Source organism: Escherichia sp. E1130 (assembly GCF_005781065.1).
GTDB lineage: Bacteria > Pseudomonadota > Gammaproteobacteria > Enterobacterales > Enterobacteriaceae > Escherichia.
This window is the reverse complement of sequence record NZ_VATL01000039.1, coordinates 1-16,350: the sequence shown is the minus strand read 5'-3', so window position 1 is coordinate 16,350 and position 16,350 is coordinate 1. Positions and strand designations below refer to the sequence as shown.

Genomic DNA, 16,350 nt, shown 5'->3' with positions numbered 1-16,350 from the left:
GAGTTTAGTCTCCAGGATTCTCGGGGCGGTTCACCTCGCTCTGCAGTTATCGCAGCTACCCGGTCACTGCCCCAATAAAAAAGTCAACTTGAAATTAAGGTCTCAATTACGTGATTTAATTCATCAAGTTCAGTGAGTATTTGTTCAAGATGTCGTTCAATGTGTGCTTGTTTCGGCGAGTCGGTATTTTCGCAATATTTTTCCAGATAGTGGCAGCTACTCTCCACATTGCCTGCACCAATAATTTGTGCAGCGCCAGCAAGTCTGTGCAGACTACAAGCCATGGACTTCCAGTCCTTGTGGTTAAAATGAGTTCGACTTTGCTCCATATCACGCCTGTTTTCATCGCAGGTTGTACGCAACAAGGTCACAAGTAAACCTCGATCTCCCTGCGTCAGAGCAAGCAATGACGTAAGATCGACAAGCTCACCCAGCGTTGCGCGAGAATGAGTATTTTTTTGAGAATGATATAGCGGGATTTGTTGTAATATTTGATCAAGCTGTGATAAACGCAGGGGTTTAAACATGCAGTCATCCATACCTGCAGCCATACAGCGAATACGCTCTTCCGGCTGGACATTTGCAGTCAGTCCCAAGATTGTCAGGGGGGCAGTTTGTCTTTCTCGTAGATGTTGTGTCAGTTCCAGACCATCCATTACAGGCATATTACAGTCGGTGATCACAAGATCTACCGTTTGCTGTTGCCAGATTCTTAGCGCCTGTTCGCCATTTTCGGCCTCCGTCACATAATGCCCGAGGCGGGTAAGTTGGTGAGTGAGCAAGAGTCTGTTCGCCGGATGATCGTCCACGGCCAGAATGCGCAGTGGCCTATTTTTTCCAGTCACAATCGGTACACTAATTTCTGACGGTGGAGCCTGCTGTTGGCGATAGTGAACGGGAACTTTTACTGTGATGCGAGTTCCCCGATCTGGCTCGCTATGGAGTTCAATGGTTCCCTTCATCATGGTGGTCAGTTGTGAGCAAATTGCTAACCCTAGTCCGGTGCCCTGCTGAATCTTACCTATTTCAGTCTGAACATAAGGCGTAAACAGATCTGCCTGTTCGTGTTCAGCAATTCCCTTGCCAGTATCGCTTACTGTCAGCGTTAACATCGCCTCGGTCGTGCTCTTTGTCTGGCACTGAAGCGTAACTGTGACCGAACCATGCTCCGTGAACTTAATGGCATTACTAAGAAGATTAGAAAGTATTTGCCTTATTCGTATTGGGTCAATACTGATCTCATCCGGATGTAGGGCATCATCATGATAGTCAAGCTGCAACCCTTTTTGTCTCGCCAGCCCCTCAAAGGCAAGGACTACGGGTTGAGCCAGAGCATCAGGTTGAACCCAGTTCGAAGTCAGTTCCAGCTTCCCGGATTCAATTTTCGCCATATCCAGAATATCGCCCACCAGACCCATCAACGTCAAAGCAGATTCATAGGCAACCTGTATGGTTTTTTTTTCACTGTCCACATACTGACAATCTGGAGATGTTACTACCAACTCCAGTAACCCAATAATGGCGCTAATCGGCGTACGTATTTCATGGCTCATTGTGGCAAGGAAACAGCTTTTCGTTCTGTTAGACTGTTCAGCCCGCTCCCGGGCATCGGAGAGGGCCGCCAGCAATGATTCATGTTCGGTAGTGTCTTGCCAGCAGCCAATTAAGCCGGCAATAGCGCCGGTATGATCTCTATACGTTACAGCCCGATGGACAACAACCCGCTCTTCCTTTCCGTTGCTGATCCTGTATTGTTGGGGTAAGGGCGTCTCGTTTCCTGTTTCTTCCAGTAGAGGCTGAAGATCACGAAAAATTTCATACTGAGGGTGTTGTAAGGAGGTGAGGTTCCCATGGTTTAATGCTACCTCACCCTCTGCAAAAAATTGGGTCCAGGCGGGGTTATAGCTAATGATATTCCCTTTGGTATCGGTAACGTACACCGGCACTGGGGTACCATCAAACAGAATTTCCCTGAAGGCGACCTGCTCCTGTAGCTTCGCCTGTGCTTCTTTACGTAAATAGATCTCACGATGGAGGTAGTAGTTCCAGATTAGTGAGGTTATAACGAGGATTGCGAAAATACCTGCCAGCCAGTAAAACTCTGTTCGATACACTATCCACGTATCCAGTTTAACATCCGGTACCCCTAACCACTTATTGACAATCAGAGATATCTCTTGTGGTGGAATATCGGCCAGAGCTTTGTTCAGAATGCTATAGAGTTCTGGCTGATCGCGCCCAACAGCAAAACTGATTCGCGCTGGCTCTTCACCCAGACTCGCTGCTATCCGCAATTCGCCGCGAAAATAGCGATCAATAAGATAGCGGGCTCCCATCAGATTGTTTACTGAACCATCAGCTTTACCCTCTTTTACCATCTGCATGGCAAGGCTGGCATTGTCCGCATCAATTATGGTTAATGAGGGATAATGTTCTTTGAGCCAAAATCGCAGATTATTATCGGGGGTCACGGCTACCGTAAGCTTTTCTTTCAGATCTTTTGGCGCGTTAAGCGTATCCCGTACGACCAGAACAAACGGTGGCAACACATATGGGCGAGTAAACAGGAGTTGTTTATCGCGCTGCGGACTGTAGCTCATCGCCGCGATAAAGTCGCCATTATGCTCTTTGACCAAATCAAACATTTCCTTCACGGAATAGGCTTCAACGGTTTTGAAATTGAGGCCGGTACGCAGGTGTATCAGTCGCAAAATATCGGCAGAGATACCATGAAATTGATCTTGCGTATCAAACAGGGTGAAGGGGGTAAACAGAGGGTTGATGACCACTCGCAATTCTCTGTTACGCGCTAGCCAGCGTTCTTCTCTTTCGGTCAGAGCCAGGCGGGACTGAAAGCGCCACAGATTAGATCCCTGGCTCCACTGACGAAAAATCACTTTATGCTGTGTAGCGGGAATTGCCTGCAATACCGCGTTAAATGAACGTTGTAGTACCGTTTGATCGGCGCGAAAAACAAACCTTGGTCCACACTCAATATCCGTAAAAATATCGGCGACTGTCAGGGTCGAGGTATAGTTTCGCTCTATTTGATAGGTGGCAGCGGTAATACTGCCGATAAAATAATCATTTTCGCCAAATGCGACGGAAGAGAGCGCACTTTGTACTGATGCGTAACGAGTGATATGGGCTCCCGGGTAATTGCTTGTCACCCATTCGTCGCTGAGATATTCATGGACCATCGCAATATGCGCATATTGTATGCTTGGACGCTGGCTGGACATCACCGTTTCCCGAGAGATCAATGCCGGATGGTCTGGCATATAGGAGGGGGTACTTACGAGTCCCTGTGGCAACGTCAGGACCCCGCCATCTTCCAGAACGACATCCACTGCACCCGTCTGCAACCCTTCCAGCGCAGAGGCTCGACTGGTATAATGTAGTGTTTTAAAACGCAAACCGAGGTAGTGCAGGGTAAGCAAAGTGTAGTCAGCAGCGATTCCTTCGAGGATTCCCGGTTCAGGGATCAGCATAAAAGGAGGATTCTCAGGGGAATAGGTCGCGATGTTAATGCTTTGTTTTTCTCCCAGCCACCGCCAGTCGCTTTCACCAAGAGTGAGTTTAAATGGCATTATGCTCTCCCGGCTATACAGTCGCACAGCCCGGGATTCCTCGGCATCGGAAAAGCTAGCAAACAGGATAAGACAGCAGAACCATACCGTTCTCATAATGTATACTTAATTAAGATTATTTCGTTGGACAAAATCGTAAAGCTCAACCATATTTTGCAATTCAAGTTTTTGCATCAGGCGTCTTTTGTAGGTACTGACTGTTTTGTCACTGATCATCATCCGCTGGCTAATGTCGATGACTTTGATCCCTTTAGCCAGAAAATGCAGTACTTGTAGCTCTTTTGACGAGAGGGAAGCTACTTTTTCTTTATCATCACCAGGGACATTACTGGCTGCTTCGATTCGTGCACGGTTAATAGGAAAATAACCATAACCGCCCTGTATTGCGCGGATCGCATCATGCAATTCTGACATACGGTTACGCTTACTGATAAAACCATCGGCACCAGCACTGGCGCAACGTCTTACATAGTGGTTGTCGTCCTTGCCTGTCAGCATCAGTATTCCCCCGGAAAACCCGTTGTTACGTAATCTCTGAACCACCTCAATACCATTGAGCATAGGGATATCTATATCTACAACAACTAGGTCCGGCTGGAACTGATTCACTAACGACAAGGCTTCCTGTCCATCATCGGTCTCACCCACCACTGTAAAATGAGTACTCTCCAGTAGCATTCTGACGGCTATTCTTGCAACCGGGTGATCATCCACAATCAGTACATTACTCATCAGAAAGCCCCCTGGAGACATCGCCCAACAAAATAGGTGCAGTACATGGGGCGGTGAGGAAAGGGGGGGCTAAAGAACCTAACTTTTTTTGTTTGACCATCGTCAAAACCTCTCACATTTTTACGTGTATTTTGTGCAGCCATGAAACGCGCCTATAAATATAAGTTTTATCCAACACCCGATCAGGTTGAGCTACTGGCCCAAACGTTCGGCTGCGTGCGTTTTGTCTGCAATTCAAACCTTCGCTGGCGCACTGACGCGTATTACGAACAATTGGTTACGTACAGGCCAGCTCACGCTTAACGGCACAGAAAAAGGAGCCAGAATTTTCCTAGCTCAATAACGTTTCCTGTGTACCGCTTCAGCAGTCGCTACACCACCAACAGCAAGCATTTGCTAACTTCTTTGCTGGTCGAGTCCTTTGCCGTCTCCACCCTCTACTGTCACCATCACACGCAATGCCCCCGGACGATATTTCGTGATCTGTCTCTGCGAGTTTGAACCTGTATCACTGCCGATCACCGCTTCCACGGTCGGCATTGATGTTGGTTTTAAAAATTTGTTCATCACCGATACCGGATTTAAACAAAGCAATCCCCGCCATACCTCTAAATACGCGGCACGCCTGGCGCACACCAGCGCCGGTTAAGCAGGAAGGCCAGAAGCCCGAAAAACCGCGCAAGAGCACACTTAAAGGTTGCCCGACTCACGCGAAAATTGCCGATTGTCGACTGGATGCTCTGCACAAGGCGACCCGCAAACTGATTAACGATAACAGGGTTGTTTGCGTCGAATCTCTTAAGGTTAAAAACATGATACGCAACCCGTCGCTATTCCAAGCAATAGCAGACGCGAGTTGATTCGCAAGCTCCGGTACAAAGGCGAGTGGACAGGGTGTAGCATGGTCGCTATTGACTCGTTTTTCCCGTTCTCAAAGTGCTGTATCTGTTGCGGTTTCAACATGCAAAGAATGCCTCTTGATATTCGTAAATGGCACTGCCCTGAATGCGGCGCAGACCATGATCGTGACATTAACGCGGCAAAAGCCGCTGGGCTGGCAGTGTTAGTCCACGGAGAGCCTGTAAATCCTGAACAGCTTAATGCGGCTTAACTTCGGCTCCGTGAAGTGGGAATCCTCGCTCTTTTGGGCGGGGAGCAGCCAAAAGGGGGGCCTGTTACGGTGCAGCGCCGAGTAAGACACCTTACAACGCTGAAGTTAGTATTACAGTTTAGTTTAATAACACAACGCATTCACTTCAATTTATTATTTTGTAGTCCATCGATTACATGATAATCATCTAATTATTACGTAATTAATGTCTTTTTCTGATGTGCATTCTTGATTGAATTGTTCATAATTAATTTCATGAGTCATGAAATTTTTTATCACTTGAGTAAAATGGTTTTTTATTAAATAACTCCGGATGAACAAGACCGCTGAATACAAGTATCAATGCTGTTTTCCGTTATCTAAAAAATTGCACCACACTAGGGAACACAACAGCGTCGAACAGTTATGTTCAACAGGGCTATCTGCTTCTAAAATAAGAAAATATGCACGATAAGAACATCTGTTGGTATCCCACAAAACAATCATGAATAGAAAAAATGCCTGTTCGGCGTAATCCTGCTGTTTTCGGGTAGTATCAACGCGAGGATCCGAACACCGTAATCAGATTATTACGTGCATTAATTGACGCAGTAGTATCGGTCAGATAAATCACAGCAATACGCGGGAACCTCGATTGCCCTCGCAGGCCAAAAATTTTTAATCTGCGACCAGATTATGCTGCCCTTAGTATAACCGCCGCCAATGATATCCTCGGGAACCAGTAGAGCGTCAGCATTCATACATACGATAACGGGCTATCACATTACTATTTAAAAAATAACGTAAACATGTCAGTCGCCCCTAGAGTTTTAAGTTTTTTAATATTATTAGAATACAGAAAAATAACATTAACGAATACTTGAAATAATGTAATACACAGATTACAATATAGGTAACATTGCGTTCTAAAAACGCTCTTGATTCAGCACAATGTAAAAAACAAATAGAGCCATCGCATTAATTACGTCGTCCTATCAAATAAATCTCTAACAAAAAATGTCAAAGATAATGGCGTCTTTAATTTTCTGGTTGTGCCAGGTCATATATGGCAATAACATTCTATAAATCCCTCTGGGGTTGAGGTGTCGGAAGTTTGAATAGTTCCTTTTAACCAATTGACAAGAATTTTATTCACTTTATGGAAAGTATCCAGGATGTTATATCATGTCATCACCTAATGTTAAACCGAAAAAAAACATGCAACTTACTGATGTGCATATAGTACAGTCCAAAAATAATGAGATTGATTTACTGAAATTAATCTTATCATTGTATAATGCAAAAGTTTTTATTCTAATCACCATACTCATCTTTTCCTGTGTTGGTTTATTTGTAACTTCGATGTTGCCACAAAAATGGACCAGCATAGCCATTGTTACTCCTGCTGAAACAGTTCAGTGGGGAGAATTGGAAAAAAAACTGACCAGTCTGCAAGTGCTGGGCCTAGGCATGAACGTTGACCGCAGTGCTGTTTTTGATTTATTTATCAAGAAATTTCAGTCTACTTTATTGCTGGAGAAATATTTAACCTCATCAGTTTATGTAATGAATAAACTGAAAAATGGAAATATAGACAAAATAAATTTCTATAGAACGACTTCAGCATTGAGTGAAAAAATGAAATCTGCTAGCAATAATAGCAAAAATCAAAATCACGTTTTGCCATATACATCCTGGATGCTTATGTATACAGGTCAAACCAGTGAAGAAGCGCAGGTTATATTGTCTGAGTATATAGATTATATTTCAAACGTTGTCGTTAAAGATTTCATGAATGATATACGTAACAAACTGGAAATAAAAATCCAGACTGAAAAGGAAATGCTTGCACTTGAACGGATTAAAATTAGAAACCATCTTGATACCGATATACAAAGGCTCAATTATTCACTGGAGGTGGCTCGTGCTGCAGGGATAAAAAAACCAATTTATAGTAATGGTCAGGCAGTGAGAGATGATCCTGACTTTTCTATTTCCCTAGGAACTGATGGTATTGAACGCAAGTTAAAGATCAAAAAAAACATAACAGACATTTCAGAACTTAATAGTGAATTACGGAATCGTGAGTATTTTGTTCAACAATTAACGACATCTAATATAGGTGATATTAAATTCATCCCATTTCAATATCAAGCGACCCCGTCATTTCCGATGAAAAAAGATGGCCCAAGTAAAGAGATTATAGTATTTCTGTCTGCAGTGGTTGGCTGCATGGTCGCATGCAGTGGGGTGTTGCTTCGCCATACCACATTATCAAGTAAAGATGTCCTGATTATGAGATAAAATACAAAAAGACTGTATTCATTAATCACTTGAGCTATGGACATCTGTTTCCACAATATACAGGACTATAGCTGTCTACGCTCATTTTTAATGATGTATGGGTTATAAATAGCTGCGCCTAATAGTAGATCACTTTGAGGGAACTCAGCCCGGATTGTGTGATCTGATCAATCGCAAACATCACAAACCACCAACCGGACTGAGCGATGCCGATCATAGCACCTATTACCCGTGACGAACGACGCCTAAAGTTCGTCATTTTATGGAAAGCGTAGGTCCATTCCCCGGAGGGCAACATGGTCTGGCAATGGAGCAGATAAGCGCAGAGTAGGGGTAGTGACCGGGTAGCTGCGATAACTGCCAACTTTTCTTCCCTCCACCTTCACGCATAAACGAACGTTTATGCAACCTCTCCTGCTCCAACGTGACGATGCGGCCTTGTGCATTGCAAAAATATATTGCAATATAAAATCAAATGGCAACAGGAAATCGCAATCATGCTCATCGGTTATGCCCGGGTTTCGACACAAGAACAGGATACTCAGGCCCAGATATCAGCACTAAAATCAGCCGGGTGTGAATTGATATTCCAGGAAAAAGCGTCGGGCGGCCGATGGGATCGCCCCGAGTTACAGAGACTTTTGCAGCAGCTACGCAAAGGTGATCAGGTCATTGTATGGAAACTGGACCGTCTTTCCCGCTCGCTGAAGGATTTATTGCTGACGCTGGAGAAGATTGAAAACACGCGGGCGGATTTCCGCAGCATTACCGAAAATATTGACACCGCCACTCCGGCTGGAAGGATGATGATGCAGATCGTTGGCTCCTTTGCTGAATTTGAACGCGCCATGCTTCGTGAACGAACACGGAACGGGCTTGCAGCGGCTCGTCAGGACGGTCGGGTTGGTGGACGGCGCCCCAAATTAACGCCACAGCAGCAAAAAGAGATTGTCTTGCTCGTCACATCGGGTCAGAAAACAGGTGCGGATGCCGCCCGACTGTTCCGTGTTCATCCTTCCACTGTGGTACGGCTTCTCGCCAGACACCGGATGTCTGAGAGCAGACAGACATAAATCTATGCGGGGATTTACAGCAGCGCATGGTTCGAAAATCTGACAGCGATGAATTATCGGCACTGCGGGCAGAAAATGTCCGGTTAATTTCGTTACTTGAAACCCATGGGATTGAGTGGCGAATTAAGCCGCAGGTTACGGTGCAAAAATTATCAACCTTATCTACTGCGGACAAAGTTGCACTGTTTCGCCGACTGTTCCGCGGGCGGGACGATGTATGGGCCCTGCGTTGGGAAAGTAAAAACAGCGGAAAATCGGGCTATTCTCCTGCCTGTGCCAACGAGTGGAAGCTAGGTATATGTGGTAAACCGCGGATAAAATGTAGCGACTGCTCTAACCGACAGCTTGTTCCCGTATCTGATCCCGTTATCTATCGGCATCTGGCAGGCGAACACACCATCGGTGTATACCCTTTGCTGGAAGATGACTTCTGTTATTTTCTGGCCGTTGATTTTGACGAAGCAGAATGGCAGGCCGATGCGTCAGCGTTTATGCAATCCTGCAATGAACTTGGTGTACCAGCAGCACTGGAGGTATCAAGATCTTGTCAGGGGGCTCATGTCTGGGTGTTTTTTGCGTCCCGTGTTCTGGCCCGGGATGCCCGCCGTCTGGGGACGGCTATTATCAGCCATACCTGTAGCCGGACCCGACAGCTCCAGCTGAGCTCTTATGATCGGTTGTTTCCGAATCAGGATATAATGCCAAAAGGTGGATTCGGTAACCTGATTTCGCTACCTCTGCAAAAAGGGCCGCGGGAGTCAGGTGGGAGTATTTTTGTTGATTCCACCCTCCGGCCTTATCCTGATCAGTGGGCTTTCCTTGCGTCGGTGATACCGATGAACGCTCATGATATTGAGCCTACGATATTACGGGCCATCGGAAATACTCACCCTCTGGATGTGACCTTTATCAACGAAGAAGATTTGGCCACACCATGGAAATCTGAAAAATTATCAGGAACCAGGCTCAACATTTCCTTGTCGGCCCCACTGAAGATCACTCTTGCGAATTTGATCTACTTCGAAAAAACACAATTACCTCAGGCGCTGGTCAACCGACTGATCCGGTTGGCTGCATTCCAGAACCCTGAATTTTATAAAGCCCAGGCCATGCGTATGTCGGTCTGGGATAAGCCCCGTGTAATAGGCTGTGCGGAGAATTACCCTCAGCACATTGCTTTGCCCCGAGGGTGCCTGGATGCCGCGTTATCTTTACTGCGCGACAACAGCATTGCCAGTGAAATCATAGATGAACGATTTGCAGGAGCTGCATGTGATGTGACTTTTCTGGGAAAACTGAGACCGGACCAGGAAGCTGCGGTTTCTGAGTTACTGCTCCATGACTGCGGCGTGCTTTGTGCACCAACCGCTTTTGGTAAAACGGTCACAGCGGCAGCAGCGATCGCCCGTCGAAAAACCAATACACTTGTACTGGTACACCGCACCGAATTGTTGAAACAATGGCAGGAGCGCCTCCGGTTGTTTCTGCAAACCAGTAATGATATTGGCGTTATCGGGGGCGGAAAACATAAACCTGGTGGCGAAATTGATATTGCGGTGATGCAGTCAATATCCAGGCATGGTGAGGTGGACCCGCTTGTTAAAAATTATGGTCAAATCATCGTTGATGAGTGCCATCATATTGGCGCGGTTTCCTTCGATGCCATACTGAAAGAGGCAAATGCCAGATATGTACTTGGTCTGACTGCAACACCAGTCCGACGGGATGGCTTGCATCCTATCATATTTATGCACTGCGGACCTATTCGTCATACGGCGGCCCGCCCGAAAGAAAGCCCCCATAATCTGGAAGTCGTATCCCGTACCCGATTTACGCCCGGGAATTTGCCATCTGATGCCAGAATACAGGATGTATTCCGGGAAATTGCGATGGATCAGGAGAGAACTTCAGCCATTGCTGGCGAAGCCAGGAACGCTTTCGAACAGGGACGTAAAGTACTGGTACTGACTGAACGCACCGACCACCTGGATGATATAGCATCCGCACTGGCCTCTCTGAAATTATCGCCCCTTGTTCTTCACGGAAGATTATCGAAAAAAAAGCGTACGATGCTTATTTCCGAGCTGAATGCTTTGCCGTCAGATGCGCCCCGTATTCTGCTGGCAACAGGTAAACTGGTCGGCGAGGGATTTGACCATCCTCCACTGGATACGCTGGTTCTCGCCATGCCTGTGTCGTGGAAAGGTACGTTACAGCAGTATGCCGGCCGTCTCCACAGGGCTCATGCTGGCAAAACTGATGTCAGAATAATCGATTTTGTGGATTCAGGTTATCCTGCGCTGCTCAGAATGTGGGATAAACGTCAGCAGGGTTATAAGGCGATGGGGTACCGGATCGTGACTGAAAATGTTTCAGGACCAGATTCAGGAACCCCCGTAAAATTAACATTGTGGTAACACTGATAATGGGACGGCAAAATGAAACGGATCTGGGATATTGATGAGCTGGCAGAACACTGGAGCCTGAAGTTTGAATAAACCCGACTGCTCAAAACCAAGCCAGCCAGAAACCACCTTCCATTTGCTGTTCAGCTTAAGTTTTATCAGAATACAGGTCGTTTCCCTTCGACAATCAATGAGATCCCGGAAACGCCACTCCACTATTTAGCCAATCAGCTGGACGTTGAAGTTCCCGGGCTTCAGGACTATGAGTGGTCAGGGCGAACCGGAGCCCGGCATCGTAAGGAGATCCTTAACTTCCTGGGTATTCGCCGTAACGGCTCATTTAAACCGTCTGGTCTGTTTCCTCCGGCTCTACAAAAATAATGTCCATCATTTTTAATGGACACTATCGTATGAAACACCGGACCTGGATCACTGAAGCTTTACGTCTTCACTTTGAAGAACATTTACCCCGGGTTGTGGCCGGGCGTCGCCTGGGTGTACCAAAATCAACAGGTTGTAGTATGTTCGTGCGCTTTCGGAGAGCTGGCCTTTCGTGGCCTTTGCCCGCAGGCATGTCGGAGCAGGAACTTGATGCCTGCCTTTACGGACAATTTTCCACGGTACCAGTCGTACGTCCTGAAAGCACCGTTATATCCGAAGCCCCCGTGGTAAAAAAACGTCCCCGGCGGCCCAACTTCCCTTATGAGTTTAAAATCGCCTTAGTGGAGCAGTCACTGCAGCCCGGAGCCTGTGTGGCGCAGATCGCCCGGGAAAACGGAATCAACGATAACCTGCTCTTCAACTGGCGCCATCAATACCGGAAAGGTGGCCTGCTGCCTTCCGGAAAAAATATGCCGGCACTGCTTCCCGTGACGTTAACGCCGGAGCCGGATAATAAAATCCCGGCCCCCGCACAGGAACCAGAGCAGATAAATACACCGTCCGACAGTCTGTGTTGTGAGCTGGTTCTGCCGGCCGGAACTCTCAGGCTTAAAGGTAAACTGACGCCGGCGTTATTACAGACACTTATCCGCGAAATAAAAGGGAGCAGCCACTGATGATATCTCTCCCTGCAGGTTCGCGTATCTGGCTGGTTGCAGGTATCACCGATATGCGAAATGGCTTTAACGGCCTGGCATCAAAAGTTCAGAACGTCCTGAAGGATGACCCGTTCTCCGGACACCTGTTCATCTTCCGCGGACGCCGGGGTGACCAGATAAAAGTGTTGTGGGCTGACAGTGACGGACTGTGCCTCTTCACCAAACGCCTGGAGCGGGGCCGCTTCGTCTGGCCAGTCACCCGTGACGGCAAGGTGCACCTTACTCCGGCTCAGTTATCCATGCTTCTTGAAGGTATCAACTGGAAGCACCCGAAACGAACGGAACGCGCTGGAATCCGCATATAACCCGTTGTAAAGTGAGGATATGGACACCTCACTTGCTCATGAGAACGCCCGCCTGCGGGCACTGTTGCAGACGCAACAGGACACCATCCGCCAGATGGCTGAATACAACCGCCTGCTCTCACAGCGGGTGGCGGCTTATGCTTCCGAAATCAACCGGCTGAAGGCGCTGGTTGCGAAACTGCAACGTATGCAGTTCGGTAAAAGCTCAGAAAAACTTCGTGCAAAAACCGAACGGCAGATACAGGAAGCACAGGAGCGAATCAGCGCACTTCAGGAACAAATGGCGGAAACGCTGGGTGAGCAATATGACCCGGTACTGCCATCCGCCCTGCGCCAGTCTTCAGCCCGTAAACCGTTACCGGCCTCACTTCCCCGTGAAACCCGGGTTATCCGGCCGGAAGAGGAATGCTGTCCTGCCTGTGGTGGTGAACTCAGTTCTCTGGGATGTGATGTGTCAGAGCAACTGGAGCTTATCAGCAGCGCCTTTAAGGTTATCGAAACACAACGTCCGAAACTGGCCTGTTGCCGGTGCGACCATATCGTGCAGGCACCAGTACCTTCAAAACCCATTGCACGCAGTTATGCCGGAGCGGGGCTTCTGGCCCATGTTGTCACCGGGAAATATGCAGACCATCTGCCGTTATACCGCCAGTCAGAAATATACCGTCGTCAGGGAGTGGAGCTGAGCCGTGCCACACTGGGGCGCTGGACAGGTGCTGTTGCTGAACTGCTGGAGCCGCTGTATGACGTCCTGCGCCAGTATGTGCTGATGCCCGGTAAAGTCCATGCTGATGATATCCCCGTCCCGGTCCAGGAGCCGGGCAGCGGTAAAACCCGGACAGCCCGGCTGTGGGTCTACGTCCGTGATGACCGTAACGCCGGTTCACAGATGCCCCCGGCGGTCTGGTTCGCGTACAGTCCGGACCGGAAAGGTATCCATCCACAAAATCACCTGGCCGGTTACAGCGGTGTGCTTCAGGCCGATGCTTACGGTGGTTACCGGGCGTTATACGAATCCGGCAGAATAACGGAAGCCGCGTGTATGGCTCATGCCCGGAGAAAAATCCACGATGTGCATGCAAGAGCGCCCACCGACATCACCACGGAAGCCCTGCAGCGTATCGGTGAACTGTATGCCATCGAGGCTGAGTTCCGGGGCTGTTCAGCAGAACAGCGTCTGGCGGCAAGAAAAGCCAGAGCCGCGCCACTGATGCAGTCACTGTATGACTGGATACAGCAACAGATGAAAACACTGTCGCGTCACTCAGATACGGCAAAAGCGTTCGCATACCTGCTGAAACAGTGGGATGCACTGAACGTGTACTGCAGTAATGACTGGGTGGAAATCGACAACAACATCGCAGAGAACGCCTTACGGGGAGTGGCCGTAGGCCGGAAAAACTGGATGTTCGCGGGTTCCGACAGCGGTGGTGAACATGCGGCGGTGTTGTACTCGCTGATCGGCACATGCCGTCTGAACAATGTGGAGCCAGAAAAGTGGCTGCGTTACGTCATTGAACATATCCAGGACTGGTCGGCAAACCGGGTACGCGATCTGTTGCCCTGGAAAGTTGATCTGAGCTCTCAGTAAATATCAATACGGTTCTGACGAGCCGCTTACTATTCGCCGGGTCTCAGCGACAGATAAAAACGCGTTTTCAGACTGGCTAATTAATACCCTTTATCCTCATGGTTCTGATCTCGCTGACGCCACTGAGGCTGCATTTAGCTGGTTTCAGCAGCGCCAGGTGGAATGTCCCGCCGATAAGGAACTGGAGCGCCTGGTACGCTCGTCTTTTCAACAGTTTGAACTTCATCTGTACCAGTGCTGCGCTGACAGTCTGTCCACTGACAGCAAAATCTTGATGGAAACCTCACTGAGCAATGACACTGAGGGAGTAAGTTTTGGCGACCTCAAAGCAGACCCCGGGCGTATAGGGCTGGAAAGCGTATTAAAAGAGGTCGAAAAACTCAATTTTATACGTTCACTGCATCTGCCGGTTGATATGTTTTCCTCTTTCAGCACAAAAGTCTTGCAACGTTACCGGCAGCGCGTGAACAGTGAAAGTGCCTGGGAAATGAGGCAGCATCCCTGGACAATTCGTTACGGTCTTTACGCTGTATTTCTGTACAGCCGTCAGAGGGAGATAATCGACGGGTTGATTGAGTTGTTCATTCAGATCGTCCATCGCCTGTCAGCGCGCTCCGAACGCCGGTTGGTTAAAACGCTGCTCGCAGATTTTCAGAAAGTCCATGGCAAAACGGCACTTTTATTCCGGATAGCGGAAGCGGTATTGAATAATCCTGAGGGGCTGGTTAAAGAGGTTGTGTACCCGATTGCGGGAGAGGACACGCTGAAAAGCCTGTTGAAAGAATTTAAATCGTCGGGCCCGGCTTACCAGCAACAGGTTCATAAGATCCTCAGGTCTTCCTACAGCAACCACTACCGCCGTATGCTGCCCAAAATACTGGATGCGCTGACCTTTTGCTCCGGTAACAGTCGCCACCATCCGGTACTGGATGCCCTTGACTGGCTTAAAGATCATGAGAGCAGTACTCAGCGTTATATACGGTTTGAAGATTCTATTCCCGTGGAGGGCGTGATTCAGCCCAAGTGGCATGACATTGTTATTGAAGAGCATCAGGGCGAAAAGCGAATCAACCGCATAAACTACGAGATATGCGTTATGCAGGCATTAAGGAGCCGCCTGCGCAGTAAAGAAATCTGGGTGGTGGATGCTGACAGGTACCGAAATCCTGATGATGACCTTCCGCAGGATTTTGATGCTAACCGTGAAAATTATTACCGTGACCTCGGTCAGACCACTGATGCCACCGCCTTCGTATCACAGTTACGTGATGAGATGAATGCCGCTCTGGCAGCCCTCAACCGCGATATGCCCAGAAACCTCAAGGCAAAAATTCTGTCTCAGGGTAAAAACAGGATCTCTATAACCCCCTTTGAGCCCCAGGAGGAGCCCGTTAATCTGGCGGGCCTGAAACGTGAGATCGCAGGTCGCTGGCCTATGACCAGCCTGCTCGATGTGCTGAAAGAAGCGGACCTTCGGATTGGATTCAGTGATCATTTTAAAAGCGTCGCAGACCGTGAGAACCTCGACAGAAAAAGTCTTCAGCAGCGTTTACTGCTCTGCCTTTACGGAATGGGAACCAATACTGGTTTAAAACGGGTCAGCGGAGGACGCCACGGGATAAGTTATAAAGAACTGCTGAATGTGCGGCGTCGTTTTGTACATAAGGCAGCTTTACGCAATGCCATTGGTCAGGTTGCCCGGACGATTTTTGCTGTTCGTAATCCTGCCGTCTGGGGAGAAGGGACAACATCCTGCGCTTCAGATTCCAAAAAGTTTGGCTCCTGGGATCAAAATCTGATGACGGAATGGCATATCCGGTATGGCGGCCGTGGCGTTATGATTTACTGGCATGTGGAAAAGAAATCAACCTGTATCTACTCCCAGCTCAAGCGCTGCTCTTCCTCTGAAGTTGCCGCCATGATCGAAGGCGTTTTGCGCCACTGTACTGACATGGATATTGAGCGGCAGTACGTTGACAGCCACGGACAGAGTGAAGTTGCCTTTGCCTTCTCTTATCTGCTGGGGTTTGACCTGCTACCACGCCTTAAGGCCGTGGCCAGCCAGAAACTCTATCGTACCGGTGATGACAAGCCCGGCGACTATCCAAATCTGGAGCCTGTGTTAACCCGCGCCATTAACTGTAAGCGTACAGTGAGAAC

The 16,350-nt window shown here is 48.2% G+C and carries 10 protein-coding genes and 1 pseudogene; 9 read left to right on the top strand and 2 right to left on the bottom strand.

Annotation, left to right across the window (positions count from 1 at the left end):
- Positions 1 to 83: 83 nt before the first annotated feature.
- Together FEK66_RS24075 and FEK66_RS24070 are read right to left on the bottom strand one after the other, a co-directional pair.
- Positions 84 to 3,590: a transporter substrate-binding domain-containing protein gene (locus tag FEK66_RS24075; protein ID WP_205714137.1), complete on the bottom strand. Its 3,507-nt coding sequence runs from the start codon at positions 3,588 to 3,590 to the stop codon at positions 84 to 86.
- A gap of 105 nt (positions 3,591 to 3,695) precedes the next feature.
- Complete coding sequence (locus FEK66_RS24070) at positions 3,696 to 4,322, bottom strand: response regulator (protein ID WP_135494945.1); 627 nt, start codon at positions 4,320 to 4,322, stop codon at positions 3,696 to 3,698.
- A 141-nt stretch (positions 4,323 to 4,463) separates the two neighbouring features.
- Here FEK66_RS24070 and FEK66_RS26315 point away from each other — a divergent pair.
- The 9 genes and pseudogenes from FEK66_RS26315 to FEK66_RS24025 form a co-directional block, all read left to right on the top strand.
- Positions 4,464 to 5,433 (top strand): annotated as a pseudogene (locus FEK66_RS26315) (transposase).
- A gap of 1,164 nt (positions 5,434 to 6,597) precedes the next feature.
- Complete coding sequence (gene wzz(fepE), locus FEK66_RS24060) at positions 6,598 to 7,716, top strand: LPS O-antigen length regulator Wzz(fepE) (protein ID WP_135494944.1); 1,119 nt, start codon at positions 6,598 to 6,600, stop codon at positions 7,714 to 7,716.
- Between the two features lie 497 nt (positions 7,717 to 8,213).
- Entirely contained in the window at positions 8,214 to 8,789 is a 576-nt protein-coding gene (locus FEK66_RS24055; RefSeq protein WP_135494943.1) for a recombinase family protein, read from the top strand.
- 26 nt (positions 8,790 to 8,815) lie between these two features.
- Positions 8,816 to 11,206, top strand: a complete 2,391-nt coding sequence (locus FEK66_RS24050; RefSeq protein ID WP_135494942.1) for a DEAD/DEAH box helicase family protein — start codon at positions 8,816 to 8,818, stop codon at positions 11,204 to 11,206.
- A gap of 87 nt (positions 11,207 to 11,293) precedes the next feature.
- Positions 11,294 to 11,575, top strand: coding sequence for a DUF4158 domain-containing protein (locus FEK66_RS26265; protein WP_135495056.1), 282 nt, complete (start codon positions 11,294 to 11,296; stop codon positions 11,573 to 11,575).
- Positions 11,575 to 12,252, top strand: coding sequence for an IS66-like element accessory protein TnpA (gene tnpA, locus FEK66_RS24040; protein WP_138211625.1), 678 nt, complete (start codon positions 11,575 to 11,577; stop codon positions 12,250 to 12,252). The genes FEK66_RS26265 and tnpA overlap by 1 nt, the downstream gene beginning before the upstream one ends.
- Positions 12,252 to 12,599: an IS66 family insertion sequence element accessory protein TnpB gene (gene tnpB / locus FEK66_RS24035; RefSeq protein WP_000624622.1), complete on the top strand. Its 348-nt coding sequence runs from the start codon at positions 12,252 to 12,254 to the stop codon at positions 12,597 to 12,599. The genes tnpA and tnpB overlap by 1 nt, the downstream gene beginning before the upstream one ends.
- A gap of 19 nt (positions 12,600 to 12,618) precedes the next feature.
- A complete protein-coding gene (locus tag FEK66_RS24030; RefSeq protein WP_135494941.1) occupies positions 12,619 to 14,190 on the top strand; it encodes an IS66 family transposase in 1,572 nt (523 codons plus the stop codon).
- Between the two features lie 31 nt (positions 14,191 to 14,221).
- Positions 14,222 to 16,350 (top strand): Tn3 family transposase (locus FEK66_RS24025; protein ID WP_171023579.1); only part of this gene is annotated, 2,129 nt, incomplete at its 3' end.